Consider the following 22376-nt stretch of genomic DNA (forward strand, 5'->3'; position numbering starts at 1 on the left):
GTAAAACAGGACAATAAGTTTGAATTTTAGCAGATAGATTTACCATTTTCTGCAAGCATTTTTTTCTTTTCCAAAAAACTTCCGACCTTTGCCCCTTTGAAACGCTAATTTTAGACTAAATGAACATTTTGATTATTGGCTCTGGTGGTCGTGAGCACGCATTTGCCTGGAAGATTTCTCAATCTAAAAACTGTACGCAGCTTTTTGTTGCACCGGGTAATGCAGGTACCGCAACATTAGCCACCAATTTACCGATTGCCGTAAGCGATTTTGCAGGAATTGCCCAAGCCGTAAAAGAGCATAGTATCGAAATGGTGATTGTTGGGCCGGAAGACCCGCTTGTAAAAGGCATTGTTGATTTTTTCAAAAAAGATAAAAGTCTTAAAAAAATAAAAATTGTAGGGCCTGATGCGGCAGGTGCCCAATTAGAAGGCAGCAAAGATTTCTCCAAGAACTTTATGCAAAAATATGGTATTCCGACAGCGGCTTCTCAGACTTTCACAAAAGATACGCTTGCCGAAGGACTGGCCTATTTAGAAAAACAATCGTTACCCATTGTATTAAAAGCCGACGGTTTAGCCGCAGGTAAAGGGGTAATTATTGCCGAGAGCTTGAAAGAGGCCCAACAAAGCCTGCACGAAATGCTGGCCGAAGCCAAATTTGGTGATGCAAGCAGCAAAGTACTGATAGAGCAATACCTGAGTGGCATTGAGTTATCGGTATTTGTGTTATCAGACGGTAAAAACTACAAAATTTTACCCGAAGCAAAAGATTACAAACGTATTGGCGAGGGTGATAAAGGGCTTAATACCGGAGGTATGGGGGCTGTTTCTCCTGTACCATTTGCCGATGAAGCCTTTTTACAAAAAGTAGAAGAACGTGTAGTGAAACCTACTTTAACAGGCTTACAGGCCGAAGGAATCAAATATGTAGGTTTTATTTTCGTTGGACTAATGAATGTAAACGGAGAACCTTATGTGATTGAGTACAACGCACGTATGGGAGACCCTGAAACGGAAGTAGTTTTACCAAGAATAAAAACTGATATGGTAAAACTGATGAAAGCAACCGCCGAAGGTAAACTTGATAAAATTAAACTTTCGCTGAGTCCGAAGGCAGCTATTGCAACCGTAGTGGTAGCAAAGGGGTATCCTGAAGATTACAGAAAAGGTGATTTGATGCAGATACCGGAAGCTGAAAAAGACACGATTATTTTTCATGCCGGCACAAAACCGGGTGATGACAATAGTGTATTAACTAATGGTGGACGAGTAATTGTATCTGTAGGTATGGCTCGCACCTTAAATTCTGCCCGTCAGAAATCGCAACGATTAGCAAAAAATATTATATTTGACGGCAGATATTACAGAAAAGATATAGGCAAAGACCTTTTAAAGTTTTTGAAAGAAGAAGAGTAAGAGATTTCAGACTTATTATATATAGATGATATTTGAATTGGGTTGTCCCTCAGCAATAACAATAGCACCTCTTAATGAGTTAAAGAAATAGTATTACTCTAAGCCTTTTGCCTGTATCTGTATAAATAAAAGATGTTTGTAAATGATGATTTGAATTAGTTTTTGATTAAGATAGGATTATTGATTGAGCAGATTTAATGCACTGCAACAAATAATTCACTAATTCGCAATTCGCTAATTCACCATTTACTTCCATCACTCTTAACCAACTATAAACTATATATACAGAGGATATGGGCTGTGGACAATGTTCATCAGGTGGCTGCGGTGCAGTAAAGGCCTTAGATAGAACCGAAAAATCGAATCATAAAACTGTGGCAGGTTGCTCATCGGGCGGCTGTTCGACAGGCGGATGTAATAAAATGAACGCTTACGATTGGCTTTCTAACATGGAAGTGCCAACAAGTATGCGTTACAATATGGTAGAAGTAAAGTTTAAAGGAGGTAGAAAAGAGTATTTCAGGAATACCAATAACCTTGAACTTTATACAGGCGACTTTGTGGTTTGCGAAATGCAGACAGGTTTCCATATTGGTAGTGTTTCTTTGCAGGGCGAGTTAGTTCGTTTGCAGATGATAAAAAAAGGCATTCAGGATGACGATACCATTAAAAAAATTTTACGGGTAACTCACGAGAAAGACCTTGAAAAGCATCAGCAAGCCATTGCCCGCGACTTACCTACCATGTATAGGGTACGTGAGATTTCGAAAGAATTAAAATTGCAGATGAAAGTATCTGATGTAGAGTTTCAGTCAGATAATACAAAAGCTACTTTCTACTACTCGGCAGATGATAGAGTTGACTTCCGTGAATTAATTAAATTACTGGCGGCCGAATTTAAAATTCGGGTTGAAATGAAGCAAATCAGTCTTCGTCAGGAAGCTGCCCGTATAGGCGGTATAGGTTCTTGCGGCAGAGAATTATGCTGCTCAACCTGGTTGACTGATTTCAGAGCCATTCCTACTTCTGCGGCTCGTTATCAGAATCTTTCTTTGAATCCTGCCAAGCTTTCAGGGCAATGCGGCCGTCTGAAATGCTGTCTTAACTACGAATTAGAGACGTATCTTGATGCCTTAAGTGATATTCCAACGGTTGAAAAACCCTTGAAAACCGAAAAAGGGATTGCTATTCTACAGAAGACCGACATCTTCCGTCGTATTATGTGGTTCAGCTACAATAATGATATTAACTGGCATTCGTTGCCGATTCATAAAGTGGTTGAAATCATGAAAATGAATGAAAAAGGTATTATGCCTACTTCGCTCGATGATTTGAATCTGCTTGATACTACTGTTTCCGATAAAAACACGCCAAGAAATTCAGATTTAGATCGTCTGGATAAAAAATATACCGATAAAGGTAAAAAGCCTCAACAGTTTTCAAATAAAGAGCAGAAATCAGAGGCAAAAAACCAGAATAATAATCCGAAGCCTGCTAATGCTGTTCAGAATAACCAAAACAGTCAAAACGCTAATCAGAAGCAGGCAAATCAGGGACAGAATAAAAACAATCAGCAACAAGCTAAACAACAAAGCAATAATCAGGGAGGTAACCCTAACAAACAGCAGAATAATAACCCAAATAATCAGGTTAAACCTCAACAGAACAATCAAGGGGGGAATCCGAACAAACAGCAGCAGAACAACCCGAATAATCAAGGCGGAAACCAAAATACCCAGAAGGTAAATCAACCGAATCAGGGAGGGAATCCGAATAACCAAGGAAATAACCAGAAGGGGAATCAACCGAATCCAGGAGGAAACCCCAATAATCAGGCGAATAACCAGAAAGGAAATCAACCGAATCAGGGCGGTAATCAGAAGGGTAATCAGAATAAGCAACAGAATAACCCGAATAATCAGGGGAATGGTGGGAATAAGCCTCAACAGAATAATCAGGGCGGTAATCCGAATAAACAGCAGAATAATCCGAGTAATCAGGGTAACGGTGGGAATAAGCCTCAACAAAATAATCAGGGCAATAATCCCAATAAACAACAAAACCAGGGAGGAAATAAGCCAAGTCAGCCAAAGAATAACCCTCAGAATAACAATAAAAACAATGAATCAAATCAGCCCGGCTGATAAGTTTGAATTTGAAAATATATTTGCTTAATGAAAAAACTTATTTCAGGCATCTTTCTTTGTTTCACTGTGCTGGCTTGCGATAGCAATGCTATTTACAAGTCGTTTATAGACTTTAAAGATACCAACTGGTATGTCAAAGATGTTCCGGCTTTTACATTTGAGGTAAAAGACGAAACTATTCCTTATGACATTTACCTGTTAGTCAGAAATGCCTCGCAATACCCTTATAATAATCTGTATGTTACCCGTTACATTTACGGACCTGATAATAAACTAATCAATAAAGAACTGAAGCAGATTATTTTATTTGAACCCAAAACAGGAAAACCCTTAGGCAAAGGCTTAGGAGATATATGGGATAGCAAGGTACTTTCGAGCCGTGGATATAAATTCCCTAAAAAAGGAAAATATACCATAAAGCTACAACAATATATGCGGCAAGACCCTCTACCTTTCATTATGTCGATTGGTTTAAGCGTTGAAAAACCTTTGCCACCGAAACAATAAGGCCAAAATCCGGGTTATTTAAGAGTATATTCAAGAAACTGTGTGAGCTAATCTGAATATACTCTTAAATGTATACTATACATACCAAACCTGGATTTCTATGAGTTTTTTACCTCTTTTTCCGCTGAATCTGGTAGTCTTTCCTCATGAAGATCTGAATCTCCATATCTTTGAGCCTCGTTACAAAGAACTTATTAATGAGTGCCTTGATAATCAGACAACTTTTGGTATTCCTACCTTTGTAAACAATAAACTGGCAGGCTATGGAACAGAGGTACACATTACTCAGCTTTCTAAGCGGTATGGTGATGGCCGGATGGATATAAAGACCAAAGGATTAAGGATTTTCAGAATTACAGACTTTCAGAACCCGATAGATAACAAACTCTATGCAGGGGGTGAGGTAGAATTTATTGACAATGACGATTTGAATGAGGCAGTAAATCCGTTTTTGTTGAGCCTTATTGACAGGCTTTATGTATTGTTGAAAATAAAAGTAGATTATAACAAACCCGATTACCAGCCTTTTAGTTATCGGGTAGCTCATAAAATTGGTCTTTCAGTCAATGAAGAATATGAATTATTGACTGTAGCTTCTGAAATACAACGCCAGAAAATCCTGATTGCTCATCTGGAGCGAATCCTGCCTATTGTTTCAGAAGTAGAACGCACCAAAGACCGTATTGCTATGAATGGTCATTTCAAGGAGTTCGACGCCTTAAATTTTTAACAGAAGTACAATTTTACTACATAAATCATGCTTATTCACCGCCCACGAAGAAACCGCAAAAGTGCTGCTATCAGAGATTTAGTACAGGAAACCACACTTTCGGTCAATGACTTTATCTTTCCGATGTTTGTGATGGAAGGCACCCACATCAGAAGTGAAATTAAATCAATGCCTAATATCTATCGTTTTTCTTTAGATACCCTTTTAGAAGAACTCAAAGAAGTAACCGACTTAGGTATTAAATCTATCTGCTTATTCCCGAATTATCCTGAATCAAAAAAGGATAAATATGCCACTGAAAGCTATAAATCAGGTACACTTTACCTGAAAGCACTCAGCGAAATTAAAAATAAATTCCCCGATTTAGCCCTGATGACCGATATTGCCTTAGACCCTTATAGCAGCGACGGGCATGATGGGATTGTAGAAAACGGGAAAATTCTGAATGATGAAACCCTTGATGTATTGGGCAAAATGGCCTTAGCACAAGCCCGTGCCGGAGCAGACATCTTAGGGCCGTCAGATATGATGGATGGACGTGTTGGTTATATTCGTGAATTATTAGATGATGAAGGCTTTAGCGAAATAAGCATCATGTCTTATTCGGCTAAATACGCCAGCGCCTTCTATGGCCCCTTCCGTGATGCATTAGATTCCGCTCCTAAATTTGGCGATAAAAAAACTTATCAGATGAATCCTGCGAATGTAAAAGAGGCTTTGATAGAAGGGCAATTAGACATGGAAGAAGGGGCAGATTTCCTGATGGTAAAACCGGCATTTTCATACCTCGATGTTATCAAAACTTTGTCTGATAATTTTCCACTGCCCATAGCTGCCTACAACGTTTCGGGTGAATATGCTATGATTAAAGCGGCCTCTCAGAACGGCTGGATTGACGGACAAAAAGCTATGTACGAGTTATTGCTAAGTATCAAACGGGCAGGTGCTAAAGTGATATTAAGCTATTTTGCCAAGGAATTTGCGCAATTAAAGGCGTAAAACTATTGGCACTTTAGACATTTATATTTCTCGGTAGGGGAACTCCATTCGGGGGTCAAAATTTGACCCCCGAATGGAGTTCCCCTACATTTTTTATTATCTCCTCACCAACTCCACAATATCAAAATCGTGGTCATTCTTCTCATTTTTCTGGTATGATTTGCGAGAAATCTCTTTCCATTCATCTTCACCCAGTTTCGGAAAAAATGTATCACCGTTTATATTTACCTTTACTTCTGTCAGATAAATTTTATCTGTGATAGCTAAAGATTGTTCATAGATATTTCCGCCACCAATAATAAAAATCTCTTCCTTTCCTTTTACTTCTTTAGCTATTTCAATGGCTTTTTCAATAGAATCAGCTATTAATACAGATGCATCATCAGAAATTTTCTCCTGTCTTGTAATCACAATATTGATTCGGTTAGGCAAAGGCTTACCAATCGACTCAAAAGTTTTTCTACCCATGAGTACCGCATGGTTGCTTGTCAAAGCCTTAAACTGCTTCAAATCGTCCGAAAGTCTCCATAGTAATCGGTTGTCTTTTCCAATGGCACCATTTTCAGCTACTGCTACTATTATCGAAATCATTTTCCTGTTTTTTATGGCCGCAATTTAGCGTTTTTAATAGGCTTTTACAGCATTTTTTGGCATCTTTGCCAAAATTTAGTCTCAAAGATTATTCAGATAACCCATAGAGTTCATCTGATTTTTTTTCTCAACCATTGAATGAAAAATATTGACGTTTGCCTGACACCCGATTTATTACATCTCCATAGTATCGACAATTCAATAGTTATTATAGCAGATATTTTCCGTGCTACTTCGTGTATGATTACAGGTTTTGCTTATGGCGTAAAAAGCATTATTCCTGTTGAGACAGTAGAAGAATGTAAGAAACTTCAGGAAATGGGCTATATTGCTGCTGCTGAAAGAAATGCCAGAAAAGTAGAAGGCTTTGAATTAGACAACTCACCATTCAGCTATATGAGCGAAAGCTTGATTGGTGAAAAAATTGCCATGACTACTACCAATGGTACTTATTCTATTGCCAAAGCAAAGGCCTCAGCGGTAAAAGTTCTGGCAGGTGCATTTTTAAACCTGAATGCCATCGTAAATTACCTGAAAACACAACCTTATGATGTGTTGGTACTATGTGCAGGCTGGAAAGGACGTGTAAACATTGAAGACACCTTATTTGCAGGAGCATTAATAGAAGCATTGGAAGATGAATATTTCGTACCGGAAGATAGCGCCATTATGTCGCTACGCCTTTATAAACAAGCCAAAGACGATTTAATTGGTTATCTGGCTAATTCGTCGCACATTCGTCGCCTGCAAAACTTAGGTATCCACAAAGATATTGCCTATTGCTTACAAAAAGACTTATACGACGTAGTACCCATTCTACGTGGCAACGAATTAGTAAATTTATAGATTTGATTGAAATGAATGAAGATTTAAATACTACGTTAATCACTCAATCACACATTCACTCAATCACTAATTTCTTTAAAACACTCATCAATGAAACTAAAATTTCATATCCTGAAGCTGCAAATGCGGCACACTTTTACCATTGCACATGGCTCACGTGACGATATTGATGCGTTTATTGTAGAGCTACAAGACGGTGAGCACAGCGGCTATGGCGAAGCTACGCCTATCCCCTACTATGGTGTAACAGCCGAGGGAATGAGAGATAAGTTAGCCGAATACCAGTCAATCATTGAAAACTACGACCTGCAAAACCCTGAAGATTTCTGGGCTTTAATGTATCCATATCTGAAAGAGAATCCTTTTGCCCATTGTGCCTTAGATATGGCCGCATGGGACTTATGGGGCAAGAAACAGGGACAACCCTTATATAAGCTATGGGGTCTTTCCATAGACAAAATTCCTTATTCTAATTATACCATCGGTATTGATACCATCGAAAAAATGGTATCGAAAATGCAGGAATTTGATTTTCCTATCTATAAAATTAAATTAGGTACCGACCACGATGTAGAGATTGTTAAGGAATTGCGTAAACATACAGATGCGCTTTTCAGAGTAGATGCCAATTGTGCCTGGGGTGTAGAAGAAACCATTAAAAACTCAATTGAATTCAGCAAACTAAATGTAGAGTTTATTGAGCAACCGATGGAAAAAGGTGCTTATGCCCAGATGGAAGAGGTAATGAAACACTCGGTACTGCCTCTGATAGCCGATGAAAGTTGTATTATTGAAGAAGATGTAAAAAAATGTTTCGGAAGATTCCACGGCGTAAATGTGAAGTTAGCGAAATGTGGAGGTTTGACTCCTGCCCGCAGAATGATTGTCGAAGCAAGAACCCTGGGCATGAAAGTGATGTGCGGTTGTATGACCGAAACAAGCATTGGTATTTCGGCCATCGGGCAATTATTGCCGTTATTAGATTATGTAGATATGGACGGTTCTATTCTTATCTCTAACGACCCTGCTACCGGAGTTTATTTAGACAAAGGCAAACCCATCTTTCCGAATGTGAATGGTACCGGGGCTTTGTTGTAATAAGGCTTTGGCATAAATAGAGAAGGTGCTCTGAAAGATTCCAGTGCACCTTTTTTATTGAACTCTTCGAGTAACAGCGACTGAAGTCGCCGTCTAAGAAAACAAAGGAATAATTTTAATTGTGATGCGGACCGGGCGTCGGTCGCTTAAGTCCGCTTATGTATGATGACATTACCCGCACGGCGTCCACTTTGTTACATTAGTCCCCGAATTTATTCAGGAAAAATTTGGTATTACAATGCCCGATAAATTCATCACTTCCCAAAATCAGTCGTCAACTTGTTCATGGTATCGTCTGAAACTTCGCCTGAGGTTACTACTACACGGTAACGGAAAGTAGTGGATTGCTTAGGTGCTAAAGTCAGATTCAAAGTCTCTTTACCATTAGAGAAAACTTTCTGACCCAATGGATTTACCGAAAAAAGACCATAGCCACGTGAATGCCAGTAAGCAGGATAACCAGGGTTTTTAGGGTGGTCAATTATCGCTACCGAGATTTTCTCATCACCTATCTGTCCTCTCAGGTTTATCCACTCCGAGCGTTTGGCCCAGGTATCTTCACCTTCTATACCTTCTTTGTTGCGGTAGCTCCCTACAATACCCTTATTGTCTAAAACAGGTACTTTTGTGGCAACACCACTGGCATCTGTAAATACTTCGGGCTTGTTAGACGGGTGTTCTAACTCTCTGGCTAAACGAATGGCAAAAAGACCATCTTTCACGTCTTTAAATACCACTTCTTTATCGGCAGCAGTCAAAGTAGTAGTTCTGTCAATGATACGTTGGTTAGCTGAACCCTGAAAAGTATAGGTAGTTTCTTCTGTCAACATCAGTTTGCCCTCTTTATCCAGCCAATCGGCAGTAACTACCAATAAACCTTTTTTGCCTGATTTCACCGATTTGATACCTGTATGTACAATTGTACCGTAAGTTCCTTTCGCACTTGGCGGAGTAAGAGAGTTATTCCAGAAATCATGGCCGTTTACATCTTCATAATTCAACCAGATACCCACATGGTGCGGATGGTCAACTCTTTCACCCGGACGTGGGTCAAGCGGCCAGCCACGGGTAATAAGTGTGCCTTTAGACGTGTAAACAGGATATAATACAGCTTTTTTAAGCACATCAGGCCCCGGATAAAAGTAAGAAGTAAAAGGCTTGCCGTCTATTAATACATTTACTTTTTTATTGGCATCGTCTCTGACTAATTTCACTTCTTTGTTTTGTGCGAAAATTATCGCAGGACATAATAATAATAACAGAACTAATTTTTTCATGAGTTTATCGGATTGAAAAATGAATAAGCAAAGTAAAGCATGATTTTATAATCTCTCTACCGATATATTAGCTTTTTATTATATTTTTTTGACTTTAAATAAGAACAATTGTTAATGAGGCAATTTATTCCTGATTAAGCCATAAAACCATGTTCCGGCTAATGCGCTTAATAGTGTTACAATAAAAACCGTAACGCCTATGCCTATCTGCGCATAAATAGGGCCCGGACACGCCCCTGTTAATGCCCAGCCGAATCCGAATAGTAAGCCGCCAAAAATCTGCCCTTTACTGAATGGCTTATCATCTAACCTAATTGGTTCGCCTCCCAGGCTTTTAATTTTGAAACGCTTGATGATTTGCACTGAAATAACTCCTACTACTACGGCTGTACCAATAACTCCGTACATGTGAAAAGATTCTAAACGAAACATTTCCTGAATACGGAACCAAGAAATAACCTCTGCTTTTACTAATACGATTCCGAATCCGATACCTAAGATCAGGTATTTCAGCAAACCGCCTGCTGTTCTTTGTTCTGTCGGCGAATCGGCTAAATTCTGGGTTTCAAAATCTAATACATCTATGTCTTTTATCGCTTTCATGTTTTTTTAATTATAAGTAAGGAATTACTAACCAGGTAACAATAGAGCCACCTGCCATAAAACAGATAGTGGCAATTAACGATGGCAATTGCAGATTGGATAAACCCATGATAGAATGCCCTGAAGTGCACCCTCCGGCATAGCGTGTGCCAAAGCCTACCAGAAATCCCCCGAATACAATAAAGATGAACCCACGAAAGGTAAAGAGATTTTCCCAACTGAATAAGTCGGTAGGGACTAATGCTCCAAACTCCTGAATACCGATAGATTGCAGGTAGGATTTTGTGCTATCAGCTATGGCAATAGGTTCGGGATTTTTGAATACATGAGCGCCTACCCAACCCCCTATAAGTACTCCTGCTACAAAAACTAAATTCCAGCTTTCTGCTTTCCAGTTGTATTTAAAGTATGAAATATTTGCCGGAAAAATAGCCGCACAGATATGCCGCATAGATGAAGAAATTCCGAACGTTTTGTTGCCCACTATTAATAGTAAAGGGACGAAGAGGCCAATAATGACACCGGCTACTGACCAATGCCAAGGTTGTTTGAGAAGTTCGAGCATGTTATCAAGTGTTTATTTACAAACCTACAAATAATCTACTAAATTTATAGACTATCTAACGTAAGTTTCAGGAAATAAATTCCTTGCTTGCTCGCAGCTATCTATTCTAACCATTACGTTCGCTCTTTTATTCCCAGAAACGGCACCCAGTTCTCTTCTATAGAGCCTGCAAAATCCCGTAGGAACATAATAAAAGATGGTTTGTAAGGTTTTCGAGAGAGAGAGAGTTTTGCTTCTTCGGGGGATAGGTCGCCTTTTTTGGAGTTGCAGCGGCGACAAGCAGTTACTAAATTATCCCAGTTTGTTTTTCCTCCCTTAGATTTCGGGGTGAGGTGGTCAAGTGTGAGGTCTTCGTGGCTTCCGCAATATACACATTTGTTCCCGTCCCGCCTGAATACATTCTGCCTACTGAGCATGACACCTTTAAAAGGTAAACTTACATAGCGATGGAGACGTATTACTGAGGGGAGCGGGTAAGTAGTGTCTATTGTTCGGAGATAGCCTTTCTGGGAGTCAGATACTAACTCGGCTTTGTCGAGATAAACTAATGCAAAAGCTTTCGGAACGGTACAAATACTTAATGCACTATAATCGGCATTTAAAACTAAAACTTTCCTGCCCATAAAACATTTAAGATTAGCGGTTTACATATTTGCAAGGCAATTTAATTGAAAACTTTTACATTTCCAACAGAAGTTTTTTAAGAAATTGTTTTTTCATTATTTTGAAAACCTCTATTTTGTAGAGCCATTATATAAGGGCTGAAACATCGTTGATACAATAGCCGTTAATGAAGAAAACGGAGCTAAAACATTAAAAATATCTGAAAAATATGAAGGCGGGAAAAGGGAAATTATTAATTGCTGAACCTTTTTTAGGTGACCCTAATTTTGAGCGAAGTGTTGTGCTGTTGTGTGAGCATAATGCACAGGGTTCGTTCGGATTAGTACTGAATCAGACAACCAACCTGCATTTAGATGATGTAATAGAAAATGTGTACGGCGAGCTTCCATTGTTTATTGGCGGCCCTGTTGAACAGAATACACTACATTTTATCCATCGCTTAGGCAATCAGATTGAAGGAGCCGTAGATATTGGCAATGGTATTTATTGGTCGGGGGATTTTGAAAATATAAAAACCCTGATAAATATAGGCAAGGTTTCCGAAAAAGATATTCGGCTGTTTATTGGCTATTCAGGCTGGTCGGCAGGGCAATTAGCTGATGAAATGAACCGTAATTCGTGGATAGTTTCAGAAACCGATGCTCATTTTATTTTCGATACTCCTGCCGACCAGTTCTGGCGAGCTATATTAAAAAGAATGGGCGGCGAATACAAGGTATTATCCAACTACCCTACTGACCCTCGGTTGAACTAAGTTTCCCTTTACCATAGATAATTGCACCGGGCTTTTTGCCTGTGTGTTTGCCGTTTTCTAATACGGGTGTGCCATTGACCAATACGTAATCAATCCCTTCTGAATACGCATGAGGTTTTTCGTAAGTGGCCTTATCTGTTATTTTATTTTCATCAAAAATAACTATATCGGCGGCAAATCCGGTTCTGATTAAGCCTCTGTCTTCTATCTTGAATCTTTGCGCAGGCAAAGAGGTCATACGGCGTACGGCATCTTCCAGCGTAAGCACTTGTTTCTCACGTACGTATCTGCCTAATACACGGGCATTAGAACCATAGCCACGAGGATGTGGCATATTTCTGTTAAACTGAATCACCCCTGCGTCTGAGGCTATCATGGTATTGGGGTATCGTAATATTTTAGCTACATCGTCTTCACTCATTTTATGAAATACCATTTGTGCGCCGCCCTTATCAACCATATCCATAATCAAATCTGCTTCTGTGGCTAAATTGCTCTTTCTGCCCAGCAATTTGTTTATTTCGCTTACATTCTTGCCATTCAAGGTCGAATCGGCTCTGTATCTGGCTACAAAGGCATAATCGTAATTTTTTCTTTTGTCGGCTTTTACACCTTTTATCATTTCTTCTCTGATTTTCTTCCTTGTTTCGGGGTTTGTCAGGCGAACGTGTACCATCGAATCACCGTCTGCCAATGCCCATGAGGGAAGCATCGTTCCCATATTGGTGCTACTGGCTGTATAGGGATACTGGTCAACATTTACGTCAATGCCTTCTAGCCGGGCTTTTTCTACAATCCCGATTGTCATATCACTCTGTCCCCAAAGTGGCTTGCTCGAAATCTTGAAATGAGAAATCTCTACCGGAATATGCGCTTCCCGCCCAATATTAATAGCTTCTTCGATGGCATCTTTTACCTTCACTCCTTCATCACGAATATGTGAAGCATAAATCCCTCCGAATTTTGATGCGGCTTTGGCTAATCCTACTACTTCGGGAGTTTTAGAGTAAGTGCCCGGTATATAAATCAATCCGGTTGCCAGTCCCACTGCCCCATCTTTCATGGCCTGTTCTACCAGAGCTTCCATTTTTTGTTGTTCCTGTGTAGTAGGGTCACGAAAAACATTCATCATCACATATCTTCTCACAGAATTATGCCCAATCAATGAACCTAAATTGACACTTATCTGCATTTGTTTCAATTCGTCAAAAAACCTGGCAAGATTAACCTCTGATGAACCACAGTTACCTGTAATTACACTCGTAACGCCATCATGTATAAAATTATCAGCCGTTGATACAGTCCTGATGCCGTCTTCTACGTGCGTATGTACATCAATAAAACCCGGACAAACAATCTGGTTTTTTGCATCAATTATCTGCTTTGCTTCATTGGCCTGAAACATGCCTATACCTGCTATTTTTCCACCTTTAATAGCTATATCAGCAATGTACCAGGGATTTCCCGAACCATCTACAATTCTTCCGTTTTTGATAATGACATCGTATTGCTGGGCATTTGCTTCGGAATAAAGAAAAAGAGCTATTAGCAGTAAGCCTGCTTGTTGTAATTGAGAAGAAAATGATTTTAGTTGATTGATGAAGTTCATACAGTTTCAGGTATTTGGTTTAGTGCTACTAAGATACAAATTCGGAGATTAATTACTATCTTTAGCCTATATCAAGTTAACAAATTTCACATGACAGCGAATAGAAACGGTCTGCGGTCGCTATCTAAGAAAATAACCGTATTTTCTTTACTTAGGACGACTTATTAGGAATCACGCAATAAGCATTCTTTAAAATTTATATTCGGAAACAGTTTTGGCTAAAGCCAATTAGGTAATATAATTTATTTTACCCCCAGCTAAAGCTGGAGGCAATTGAATTAGCGAGCTTTTTCATTTAATAGCCCCCATTTTCAAATGGGGTAACAGTAAATTAATCACCCTAATTGGCTTTAGCCAAAACTGTTTCCGAATATAAATTTCAAAGAATGTTTTTTTCTTGAATCTTGATAGTCGGCCGTACATACTAAAATAAGTCCTTTATTACTTTAGACAACGAGCCGTTTCATTTGGTAAAATATTTGCTATATTTTACCGTTTATTTGTTGATATTAACCTTTTTAGCTATCAGATAAAGGTAATTCCTTAACTCATAGCACACATTATCCGATTGACTGACAATTATGAAAAAAGAAATTTACTTGCTGCTATTTTCTTTTTTTTGCCTTTCTGTTTCTGCCCAAACTGTTTCACCACAGGTAAAACGTCTGGCTTCACAAATAACCAATGGAATCTATACTGATTCATTGAAGGTACGAGCGATTTATGAGTGGGTTACAGGCAATATTGCCTATGATGTTGATTTGTTCAACGAGATGAATATCAAGACTATTGAACAATATGCAGAAGCCCAGAAGTCTGATAAAGTGATACATCGCAAAAAGGCAGTTTGTATGGGTTATACGAATCTGTTTCAGGATTTATGTACCGCTTCTGGCATCAAGGCTTATAGTATAGCGGGCTATTGTAAAAATCTTGATTCTCGTACCAATACTCTGACTTTCTCATCAGAACGACATTCCTGGAATGCGGTTAAAATCAATAGTAAATGGTATTTATGCGACCCTACCTGGAGTGCAGGAGCAATTAATATGCAAACCGGATTGTTTAGGAAACAACTGAATGAAGAGTTTTACCTGGCTGAAGGAAAAGCTTTTATTAAAAGACATATACCTTTAGACCCACTCTGGCAATTGTCTGACAATCCTATCAGCTTGCAGGAGTTTCGTTATGGGCAAAAACCGGCTAAATCATTAAGATTCAATTATCTCGATACCTTAAGAGTATTTGAGAGTTTATCTTTTGACCAGCAAAAACTCAACGCTGATTTCAGAAGTCTGCGTTTTGATGCCAGTAATGATGAAGCCAAATCAGGCATTGGCTATTATTTTGCCAAAAAAGCTGAAGTTGACTCGAAGGCATGGCACGACCTGGTGATGTCTTTTATGAATAAAAATACGGGTGATTCGTATAGAAGAGCCAGAGAAGAAAAAGAAAAAGTATATAGCTTACTGGCAAATATTGAAAAAGACATGAGTCAGGCACGGTACTATTATTCGTTAGTTCCCCCAAATTCACAATTAAGCCGGATGGCGCTTAACAATATGCGCAATGCCGATAATTACCTGAATTATATAGACCAGAACAGGGAAAACCTCAACAAATACTACGATGCGCTGAAAAAGATGAAACACTGAATCAGAAAATATTCGCGAACTCTACCACTTTTTTACGTAGTTTTGAGCTCTGATTCTATTCAAAACCTAAACATTCGCTCATGAAAAAAACGCTCTTTTTGCTTGTATTAAGCATTCTTACCTTAGATGTTTTTGCACAAAATATTATTCCGAAACCCGTAGAAATTAAGAATATAGCAGGCGCTTACAACATAACTGCAGCAACTACTATTGGCGCCAACAATGCCGAAAGCCAGAAAATTGCTGAAATGTTTGCCGCTAAACTTCAAAAGGCAGCCGGGCTTACCCCAAAAATTCAGAAAACCGGAGCTATCCAGTTTACTATTAATGCTACCCCCAACACTATCATTGGCAATGAAGGTTATACCTTAGAGGCTACCAATGCAGGCGTAAAAATTGCCGCAAACAAACCTGCTGGTCTGTTTTATGGCTTTCAGTCTCTTTTACAATTATTACCTAAAGAAATTGAAAGTAAATCGGTAAGTAAGGGTGTAAAATGGAATGTGCCGGGTGTAAAGGTGGTTGATTATCCACGCTTTGGCTGGAGAGGATTGATGTTGGATGTAAGCCGCCATTTCTTCTCAAAAGCTGATGTAAAACGCTATATTGATGATATGGTTCGCTATAAATTCAATACCCTTCACTGGCATCTGACAGATGACAACGGATGGAGAGTAGAGATAAAATCTTTACCTAAACTAACCGAAGTAGGCGCATGGCGTGTAGCAAGAGACGGCCATTTTGGCGACAGAAAAGACCCACAAGACGGCGAGCCTACATCCTATGGTGGATTTTACACGCAAGATGATGTAAGAGAAATCATTAAATATGCTGACGAAAGAGGGGTAACGATTATACCAGAGGTTGACGTGCCCGGACATAGTATGGCCGCTATTGCGGCTTATCCCTATCTCTCTTGTACCAAAGACCCTAAAACCAAGGTAAATCCGGGTACAAACTTTGCAGAATGGTATGGCGGCGGTAAATTCAGAATGTTTATTGATAATACGCTGAATCCATCAGACGAAAAAGTATATGAGTTTTTAGACAAAGTATTTACCGAGTTAGCAGCCTTGTTTCCAAATAAATATATTCATGTGGGTGGTGATGAGTGTTACAAGGGTTTCTGGGAAAAAGACCCTGGCTGTCAGGCTTTGATGAAAAAGATGAATATGCACGAGGTAGAACAACTGCAGGGCTATTTCATGAAACGTGTAGAAACTATTCTGAATGCCAAAGGCAAAAAACTATTGGGCTGGGACGAAATTCTGGAAGGTGGTATCTCCCCTACTGCTACGCTTATGAGTTGGAGAGGAGTAAAAGGCGGCATTGAAGCGGCTAAAATGGGACATGATGTAGTAATGACCCCAAGTACCTTTGCTTATCTGGATTATAACCAGGGCGAAGCCACCATCGACCCTCCTATTTATGCCACGTTACGTTTGAGCAAAACTTATAGCTTTGACCCTGTGCAAGAAGGGGTTGACCCTAAATATATTTTAGGTGGACAGGGAAACTTATGGACAGAGCAGATTCCGACCATTCGTTATGCCGAATATATGACTTTTCCGAGAGCATGGGCATTGGCTGATATTTTCTGGTCGCCCAAAGACAGTAAGGACTGGAACAATTTTACCAAACGCATGGAAGCCCATTTTGAAAGAGCCGATGCAGCAGAAATGGGATACTCAAAAGCAGTGTACGATGCCATTGTAAAAGCAAGTGAGAAAGATGGTAAACTGATAGCAGAATTAGGCTCTGAATTAGCTGATGTGGATGTTTATTATACGATGGACGATACCATGCCTGATAATTTCTCTACTAAATATACCCAACCTTTCGAGGTGCCGGATGCCCAAATCACATTAAGAGTAGCTACTTACCGCAATGGCAAACCTATCGGGCATTTGATTACACTAAAAAGAGAAGACTTGAAAAAACGTGTAGGCAGGTAAAATTTTCGGGTTTATATACCTAAAATAGAAGTCTTTTACTCTACTTTTGCAATCAGAGTAAAAGACTTTATTTTTTTCGATGGCTTCAGCAAAAATCACAAAGCAAAACCTCTTTCTTGTTTTTTTTAGTCTTGTTTTCTTCTCTTTATCATTACCTGCCGGATATGCAGGCGCAGATATTGACGCCTCATGGCACGAGGCATTAGTGATGGCAATTGAGAAAAATTTTGTATTTGGCAGAGACTTTATCTTCAATTATGGTCCATTGGGTTATCTCAATACAGGTCTTTTACCTAAAACTGTTTCCCATCTTTTACTGGTTGCCGTAGAGCTTTTTACCTTATTCAATTATCTCATTATTATCAGACTGGCGTTTGCCAAAGCAGGCACCAAACGGTGGGTGGTAGCTATTTCGGCCTTGCTTATTTTTATGCCCTGGGGTTTTATTGCTGATACTTCGTTTACGCTATTCTATTTCTTTTTATTCTGGCTTTTGCATGCCCAACAAACCCGCAATTCGATAGGTTTGCTATTGGCATTTATTCTGTCAGTCTTGATTTTCTATATAAAAGTTAATCTAAGCATTGTTGTATATATAATTTTGTATGCCTCGCTTATTTACTTTTATGTGGCTCGGTATTTCACACTTCGCACAATCATTATCATTGCTGTTTTACAAATCCTGCTTACTTACTCGCTTTCATTTATACTGAATGTAGATATTCCGGCATACCTGGGAGCAAGTATGAAAATCATTGACTCTTATCAGGATGGTATGGCAATCATGCTTCTGACCAAAGAAGAGTTTCTGCCTCTTTTGTTATTTGAGGCATTAATTTTAGCCGTAGCCGGATTATTCATTATCTTACGCTTTCAATGGCAATCGCTCTATTTATATATACTCGTATCCCTTACCTGGTTTTTGAGTTTTAAACAGGCACATACAGCCGTAGGGCATTACAATGTATTTGGGTTCTTCTTGTTTATGTCTCCGTTGGCGGTACTTCTATATTTATTTACGGCAGAGAAATATAAGGTTTGGGCAGGCAGGGCTTTTGTTATTATCTTAGTTTTGCAAATAGTGGCTACGCAAATGATACGCTACTATATGGGTGAGCATACGATTAAAGGCTATGCCCTTACCTATCCGCCTGCTGACGTGGCTCAAGAAATGAAAGAAGATTTTAAACCTGTTCAAATATTCAGAATCATTCAGGAGAAAAACCCCATAAATTATCTGCAAAGGCTTTTTACTTATGATTACGAAGACAATTTCAAAAATATTCCGGTAAAGTTACCACAAGACCTATCAGATAAAATAGGAAATGCCTCAGTAGATATTGTTCCGCACCAGATTACCTATCTGTTTTTTAACCGATTGAATTATAACCCTCGTCCTGTCATTCAGTCTTATCAGGCTAATAGCGACTGGTTAATGCAAAAAAACGGAGAGAAATATCTTTCTAAAACTGCCCCACAATATGTAATTTATCGTGTAGAATCTTTTCGGGAGCAAAATCCTTTCTGGGTAGAAACAGACTTAGCAAAGGCTTTACTAAAAAACTATCAACTGACAGATACTACATTAATAGCCAAAGATACTTTCTTTGTTTTCCAGCATCAGCAAGTATCTAAAACCTTAAAAACTGTTAGTACAAAAGCCATTACTTTTAAACTTGATGAAGATATTAATCTACCTGTTAGCGACAACCCTGTTGTTTTTTCGGCTGATATCAATTATAGTTTAAAAGGGAAACTGGCCAGGTTATTTTTTCAGCCACCTTACCTACATTGTCAGGTAACGTATGAAAATGGCAAGCAGGAGAACTTCAGAGTAATTGATAAAATTCTGAGAGGAGGCATATTTATTAATCAAAAAGTTACGACACATGCAGAAGCCGCCCGATTCTTCTTAAATGGTGGTAAAACCGATCTGAAAGTTACCAAAATACGTTTTTGGGCAAAATACGGTGGAGGATTTAGCGATAATTTCAAAGGGCAATTTCAGGAATATACAATGCCTGACTAAGGGTGCCTGACTAAGGCATTGTATATTTATAGGTTTTCCAGCTTGTTTCATTGCCAGTTTTATTAGCGTTTACAAAAAACTCTTTCTCAGACAACCACCCGAAATTAGCTACATCTGATATCTGCCAGGTTTTACCGCTTTTCAATTCATATATCCATAAGTCGGCATTATTAGATACATAGCTGGCAAACAAAACATACTCATTTGTAGGTGAGAATGACATCCATTGAATAGCATCGGGCCATTCAAATAATTTTGCAGGAGTTTCCTTGCTATCAGCCAGATTCCATTTTACTACTTCACGGGCTTCGGTAGTAGAATTAGCTTTATTTCTTACCTGAATAAGACTTTTCCCGTCAACTGTCCAGTCGAAATCCTGAAAGGTATCATTTGAATAGAGCCTGACATTTTCTATAGCTAAATCATAGATAAACAATCCCGGGCTATTATAATCGGTGAAAGCCATTCTGTATCCATTAGGAGAAAAAGCACAATTCCAGATTCTTGATCCTATAGGCATTTTCATTTCAACAATCTTGTTATCAATTAAATCATAAAAGTCAAAAGCACGTGCCTGGTTTTTGGTGGTTTCCAGATACAAGCGGGTTCCTTCTGTATAAAAACCCTTTATCTGATAACTTTTAGCTGCCGAGTTCTTGAAAATCACTTTTTTTGATTTATCCATCCAGTTCTGAATAATTACTTCACCAGTACCGGCATCAACATAAGCTACAAAGGGGCTTTTATAAGAGCTACTCATAAACCAGCCATTAGGTAGGTCAAACAGCGTCTCAAGTGGTTTCAATGAACGGGTAGTAAACATAATTGGCTTAGAAAATTCTGTTTTAACACCATTTTTCAGCCCTTTTACAGCCACATAGTAAGTTTTATCTGCTTTCAGATTCTCTAATTTTACCGCTCTTGAAGTAGTAGTTGACAATAACTTCATATTGGAATACCCCGATACCTCTTCTGAAATCCACACTTCTGCCTGTTCGAAAGTTGTTGCCACAGGATTCGTACCCTTGAATGTAACGGCAGCAATATCTAACGTAACCTCAGTATTTATCTTTCTGGCAGATACACTCATAGATGCAATCTCGTCGCCACCCGATGGTGAAGGCTCCTGTTTTTTACTACAGGCATTCATAAAAAAACTAACAAAACCAATAATAACCAATAACCTTTGCATAAGAATATGTTTAAAACTATGACCTAAATTTCGGAAAAAAGGTTGGGAAAAATATAAATCAGGACAAGTTTTCTTTAAAAACCTTTATTCCCAACCTACGCAAGACATTATATAGGTTGTAATAATCAGAGTAAACTCACTATTTTTACTTTTTTAGCCGATACCGTCATATTTGAAATACTGTCATCGGATGTTGGAATACGTTTTTCCCAACAAGTACTTTTGAATAAGGAGCAATACATACGATTACCAAGGAAGGTTTTTGCATGAGGTAATAGTCTTTATTAACTATGACACAAATACTATCGGAATGGTTGGAGAAAAAGGGCTATCAAAATTACAAATTAGGCTAAGTTTTAATATTTAACTAATTTTGCACCAAATTAATAAGGAATGTAACAGATTTTCTGTTCGTTCTAAATAAAACACATGGAAAATTCTTTTGAAAAATTTGAGTTGAATCGCCAGTTATTAAATGCCGTGGCAGATAGCGGATACTCAGAGCCTACTCCTATTCAGGACAAAGCTATCCCGCTGATTCTGAAAGGGCAAGATGTACTGGGTATTGCTCAAACGGGTACCGGTAAAACAGCAGCCTATCTGTTGCCGATACTTATGAAAATCAAATATGCACAGGGTAGCATGCCCCGTTGCATTATTTTTGCACCTACCCGAGAGTTAGTAATACAGATTGATAAGGCCATAGCCGAACTGGCTAAATATACCGATTTACGCCATACAGCTATTTATGGGGGTCTTGGCCCTAAAACACAGATTGAGACTATTCAGAAAGGGATAGATATTATTGTAGCTACACCGGGCAGATTTATGGATTTGTATCTGCGTGAAGAAATCAAGGTAAAAGACCTTAAAATCATGGTACTGGACGAAGCCGATAAAATGATGGATATGGGTTTTATGCCACAAATACGCAAGATTTTAGAGGTGATTCCACGCAAAAGACAAAACTTATTGTTTTCAGCTACTTTCCCGGAAAAAGTTGAAAAATTATCAGAAGAGTTTCTGGAATTTCCTACCCGGGTAGAGGTAACCCCACAAGCCACTACAGCCGAGACAGTAAAGCAACGTATGTTTGAAGTACCCAATACTCAGACAAAAATCAATCTTCTCAAATATCTTTTTGAGAAAGAGGGTGTAGAAAAAGCCATGATTTTTACAAGGTCGAAAGAAGTAGCCGACTATGTATATAACTCAATGGTACAAAAAATTGTACCTTTCAGCAAAATACGGGTCATCCATGCCAATAAGGGGCAAAATACACGTATCAATTCAATGGATGCTTTTCGTCATGGAGAAGTGAATGTACTGGTAGCTACAGATGTGGCCTCACGGGGTATTGATATTCAGCAGGTATCACACGTAATCAATTTTGATGTCCCGCTTATCTACGAAGACTATGTGCATCGGATAGGGCGAACCGGAAGGGCGAATCAGGTAGGTGAAGCCATTACTTTTTTAACTATTGCCGAAGATTACCATATCAAGAAAATTGAGAAAATCATTCGCATGGAAATTCCAAGAGAAGAAATTCCGGCAGAGGTAGAAACAGCAGATACCCCTTTTGAAGAACGCCAGAACTATCTTCGCGAAATTGATGACCAGCGCAAAAAAGAAGACCCGACATTTAAAGGGGCATTTCACGAAAAGAAAAACAGAAAACCCGAGATTAAGAAAAGTAAATCTTTGTCTCCGGCAAAAAAAACGTATAAGCCTGATAAAACCAGAGGAACCACTAAATCTAAACGCAGATAACCTA

The 22376-nt window shown here is 38.8% G+C and carries 19 protein-coding genes; 12 read left to right on the top strand and 7 right to left on the bottom strand.

Annotation, left to right across the window (positions count from 1 at the left end; all coding sequences use genetic code 11):
* Nucleotides 1-119: 119 nt before the first annotated feature.
* The 5 genes from purD (at nt 120) to hemB (ending at nt 5801) form a co-directional block, all read left to right on the top strand.
* Nucleotides 120-1418: a phosphoribosylamine--glycine ligase gene (purD, locus tag EWM59_RS09320; protein ID WP_130020699.1), complete on the top strand. Its 1299-nt coding sequence runs from the start codon at nt 120-122 to the stop codon at nt 1416-1418.
* A gap of 293 nt (nt 1419-1711) precedes the next feature.
* Nucleotides 1712-3562 (top strand): PSP1 domain-containing protein, encoded by a 1851-nt coding sequence (locus EWM59_RS09325; RefSeq protein WP_130020700.1) that lies wholly within the window; start codon nt 1712-1714, stop codon nt 3560-3562.
* A 30-nt stretch (nt 3563-3592) separates the two neighbouring features.
* On the top strand, nt 3593-4072 hold the full coding sequence (locus EWM59_RS09330; protein ID WP_130020701.1) for a gliding motility lipoprotein GldH: 480 nt from the start codon (nt 3593-3595) through the stop codon (nt 4070-4072).
* A 100-nt stretch (nt 4073-4172) separates the two neighbouring features.
* Complete coding sequence (locus EWM59_RS09335) at nt 4173-4802, top strand: LON peptidase substrate-binding domain-containing protein (protein ID WP_130020702.1); 630 nt, start codon at nt 4173-4175, stop codon at nt 4800-4802.
* Nucleotides 4803-4829: 27 nt separating this feature from the next.
* On the top strand, nt 4830-5801 hold the full coding sequence (gene hemB, locus EWM59_RS09340) for a porphobilinogen synthase (protein ID WP_207219961.1): 972 nt from the start codon (nt 4830-4832) through the stop codon (nt 5799-5801).
* Nucleotides 5802-5897: 96 nt separating this feature from the next.
* Here the strand turns inward: hemB and EWM59_RS09345 are convergent, their stop codons facing one another.
* Complete coding sequence (locus EWM59_RS09345) at nt 5898-6392, bottom strand: dihydrofolate reductase (protein WP_130020704.1); 495 nt, start codon at nt 6390-6392, stop codon at nt 5898-5900.
* A 138-nt stretch (nt 6393-6530) separates the two neighbouring features.
* Between EWM59_RS09345 and EWM59_RS09350 the strand changes: the two genes are divergently transcribed.
* Entirely contained in the window at nt 6531-7238 is a 708-nt protein-coding gene (locus EWM59_RS09350) for a 2-phosphosulfolactate phosphatase (RefSeq protein WP_130020705.1), read from the top strand.
* A 90-nt stretch (nt 7239-7328) separates the two neighbouring features.
* On the top strand, nt 7329-8336 hold the full coding sequence (locus EWM59_RS09355) for a dipeptide epimerase (protein WP_130020706.1): 1008 nt from the start codon (nt 7329-7331) through the stop codon (nt 8334-8336).
* A gap of 254 nt (nt 8337-8590) precedes the next feature.
* On the opposite strand, the gene EWM59_RS09360 is transcribed toward EWM59_RS09355, so the two are convergent.
* The 4 genes from EWM59_RS09360 to EWM59_RS09375 form a co-directional block, all read right to left on the bottom strand.
* Complete coding sequence (locus tag EWM59_RS09360) at nt 8591-9613, bottom strand: DUF6807 domain-containing protein (protein ID WP_130020707.1); 1023 nt, start codon at nt 9611-9613, stop codon at nt 8591-8593.
* A 111-nt stretch (nt 9614-9724) separates the two neighbouring features.
* Entirely contained in the window at nt 9725-10216 is a 492-nt protein-coding gene (locus EWM59_RS09365) for a DUF6691 family protein (protein ID WP_130020708.1), read from the bottom strand.
* A gap of 10 nt (nt 10217-10226) precedes the next feature.
* Nucleotides 10227-10781 (bottom strand): YeeE/YedE family protein, encoded by a 555-nt coding sequence (locus tag EWM59_RS09370; protein WP_130020709.1) that lies wholly within the window; start codon nt 10779-10781, stop codon nt 10227-10229.
* Between the two features lie 113 nt (nt 10782-10894).
* Nucleotides 10895-11404 (bottom strand): HNH endonuclease, encoded by a 510-nt coding sequence (locus tag EWM59_RS09375; RefSeq protein WP_130020710.1) that lies wholly within the window; start codon nt 11402-11404, stop codon nt 10895-10897.
* A gap of 209 nt (nt 11405-11613) precedes the next feature.
* Between EWM59_RS09375 and EWM59_RS09380 the strand changes: the two genes are divergently transcribed.
* Nucleotides 11614-12159 carry a YqgE/AlgH family protein gene (locus tag EWM59_RS09380; RefSeq protein ID WP_130020711.1) on the top strand — a complete coding sequence of 182 codons (546 nt, stop codon included), beginning with the start codon at nt 11614-11616 and terminating at the stop codon, nt 12157-12159.
* Here EWM59_RS09380 and EWM59_RS09385 read toward each other — a convergent pair.
* Nucleotides 12137-13768 carry an N-acyl-D-amino-acid deacylase family protein gene (locus EWM59_RS09385; protein ID WP_130020712.1) on the bottom strand — a complete coding sequence of 544 codons (1632 nt, stop codon included), beginning with the start codon at nt 13766-13768 and terminating at the stop codon, nt 12137-12139. The two genes, EWM59_RS09380 and EWM59_RS09385, sit on opposite strands and share 23 nt — an antisense overlap.
* A 581-nt stretch (nt 13769-14349) precedes the next feature.
* On the opposite strand from EWM59_RS09385, the gene EWM59_RS09390 reads away from it, so the two are divergent.
* From EWM59_RS09390 to EWM59_RS09400, 3 genes are all read left to right on the top strand, one after another.
* Nucleotides 14350-15423 (top strand): transglutaminase domain-containing protein, encoded by a 1074-nt coding sequence (locus EWM59_RS09390; protein ID WP_130020713.1) that lies wholly within the window; start codon nt 14350-14352, stop codon nt 15421-15423.
* A gap of 80 nt (nt 15424-15503) precedes the next feature.
* Nucleotides 15504-17378 (top strand): beta-N-acetylhexosaminidase, encoded by a 1875-nt coding sequence (locus EWM59_RS09395; protein ID WP_130020714.1) that lies wholly within the window; start codon nt 15504-15506, stop codon nt 17376-17378.
* A 79-nt stretch (nt 17379-17457) separates the two neighbouring features.
* Entirely contained in the window at nt 17458-19407 is a 1950-nt protein-coding gene (locus EWM59_RS09400; RefSeq protein WP_130020715.1) for a hypothetical protein, read from the top strand.
* A gap of 10 nt (nt 19408-19417) precedes the next feature.
* Here the strand turns inward: EWM59_RS09400 and EWM59_RS09405 are convergent, their stop codons facing one another.
* On the bottom strand, nt 19418-20599 hold the full coding sequence (locus EWM59_RS09405; protein ID WP_130020716.1) for a TolB family protein: 1182 nt from the start codon (nt 20597-20599) through the stop codon (nt 19418-19420).
* A gap of 429 nt (nt 20600-21028) precedes the next feature.
* Between EWM59_RS09405 and EWM59_RS09410 the strand changes: the two genes are divergently transcribed.
* On the top strand, nt 21029-22372 hold the full coding sequence (locus EWM59_RS09410; RefSeq protein ID WP_207219962.1) for a DEAD/DEAH box helicase: 1344 nt from the start codon (nt 21029-21031) through the stop codon (nt 22370-22372).
* Nucleotides 22373-22376: the final 4 nt, after the last annotated feature.

Source organism: Emticicia agri, assembly GCF_004168285.1.
Taxonomy (GTDB): Bacteria; Bacteroidota; Bacteroidia; order Cytophagales; family Spirosomataceae; genus Emticicia; species Emticicia agri.

What these genes read in the sequence shown, in the direction of transcription:
- EWM59_RS09380 (WP_130020711.1), top strand. Translation starts at nt 11,614, where the DNA reads ATGAAGGCGGGAAAAGGGAAATTATTAATTGCTGAACCTTTTTTAGGT.
- purD (WP_130020699.1), top strand. Translation starts at nt 120, where the DNA reads ATGAACATTTTGATTATTGGCTCTGGTGGTCGTGAGCACGCATTTGCC.
- EWM59_RS09365 (WP_130020708.1), bottom strand. Translation starts at nt 10,216, where the DNA reads ATGAAAGCGATAAAAGACATAGATGTATTAGATTTTGAAACCCAGAAT.
- EWM59_RS09345 (WP_130020704.1), bottom strand. Translation starts at nt 6,392, where the DNA reads ATGATTTCGATAATAGTAGCAGTAGCTGAAAATGGTGCCATTGGAAAA.
- EWM59_RS09390 (WP_130020713.1), top strand. Translation starts at nt 14,350, where the DNA reads ATGAAAAAAGAAATTTACTTGCTGCTATTTTCTTTTTTTTGCCTTTCT.
- EWM59_RS09335 (WP_130020702.1), top strand. Translation starts at nt 4,173, where the DNA reads ATGAGTTTTTTACCTCTTTTTCCGCTGAATCTGGTAGTCTTTCCTCAT.
- EWM59_RS09370 (WP_130020709.1), bottom strand. Translation starts at nt 10,781, where the DNA reads ATGCTCGAACTTCTCAAACAACCTTGGCATTGGTCAGTAGCCGGTGTC.
- EWM59_RS09385 (WP_130020712.1), bottom strand. Translation starts at nt 13,768, where the DNA reads ATGAACTTCATCAATCAACTAAAATCATTTTCTTCTCAATTACAACAA.
- EWM59_RS09395 (WP_130020714.1), top strand. Translation starts at nt 15,504, where the DNA reads ATGAAAAAAACGCTCTTTTTGCTTGTATTAAGCATTCTTACCTTAGAT.
- EWM59_RS09325 (WP_130020700.1), top strand. Translation starts at nt 1,712, where the DNA reads ATGGGCTGTGGACAATGTTCATCAGGTGGCTGCGGTGCAGTAAAGGCC.
- hemB (WP_207219961.1), top strand. Translation starts at nt 4,830, where the DNA reads ATGCTTATTCACCGCCCACGAAGAAACCGCAAAAGTGCTGCTATCAGA.
- EWM59_RS09405 (WP_130020716.1), bottom strand. Translation starts at nt 20,599, where the DNA reads ATGCAAAGGTTATTGGTTATTATTGGTTTTGTTAGTTTTTTTATGAAT.
- EWM59_RS09350 (WP_130020705.1), top strand. Translation starts at nt 6,531, where the DNA reads ATGAAAAATATTGACGTTTGCCTGACACCCGATTTATTACATCTCCAT.
- EWM59_RS09355 (WP_130020706.1), top strand. Translation starts at nt 7,329, where the DNA reads ATGAAACTAAAATTTCATATCCTGAAGCTGCAAATGCGGCACACTTTT.
- EWM59_RS09400 (WP_130020715.1), top strand. Translation starts at nt 17,458, where the DNA reads ATGGCTTCAGCAAAAATCACAAAGCAAAACCTCTTTCTTGTTTTTTTT.
- EWM59_RS09330 (WP_130020701.1), top strand. Translation starts at nt 3,593, where the DNA reads ATGAAAAAACTTATTTCAGGCATCTTTCTTTGTTTCACTGTGCTGGCT.
- EWM59_RS09410 (WP_207219962.1), top strand. Translation starts at nt 21,029, where the DNA reads ATGGAAAATTCTTTTGAAAAATTTGAGTTGAATCGCCAGTTATTAAAT.
- EWM59_RS09360 (WP_130020707.1), bottom strand. Translation starts at nt 9,613, where the DNA reads ATGAAAAAATTAGTTCTGTTATTATTATTATGTCCTGCGATAATTTTC.
- EWM59_RS09375 (WP_130020710.1), bottom strand. Translation starts at nt 11,404, where the DNA reads ATGGGCAGGAAAGTTTTAGTTTTAAATGCCGATTATAGTGCATTAAGT.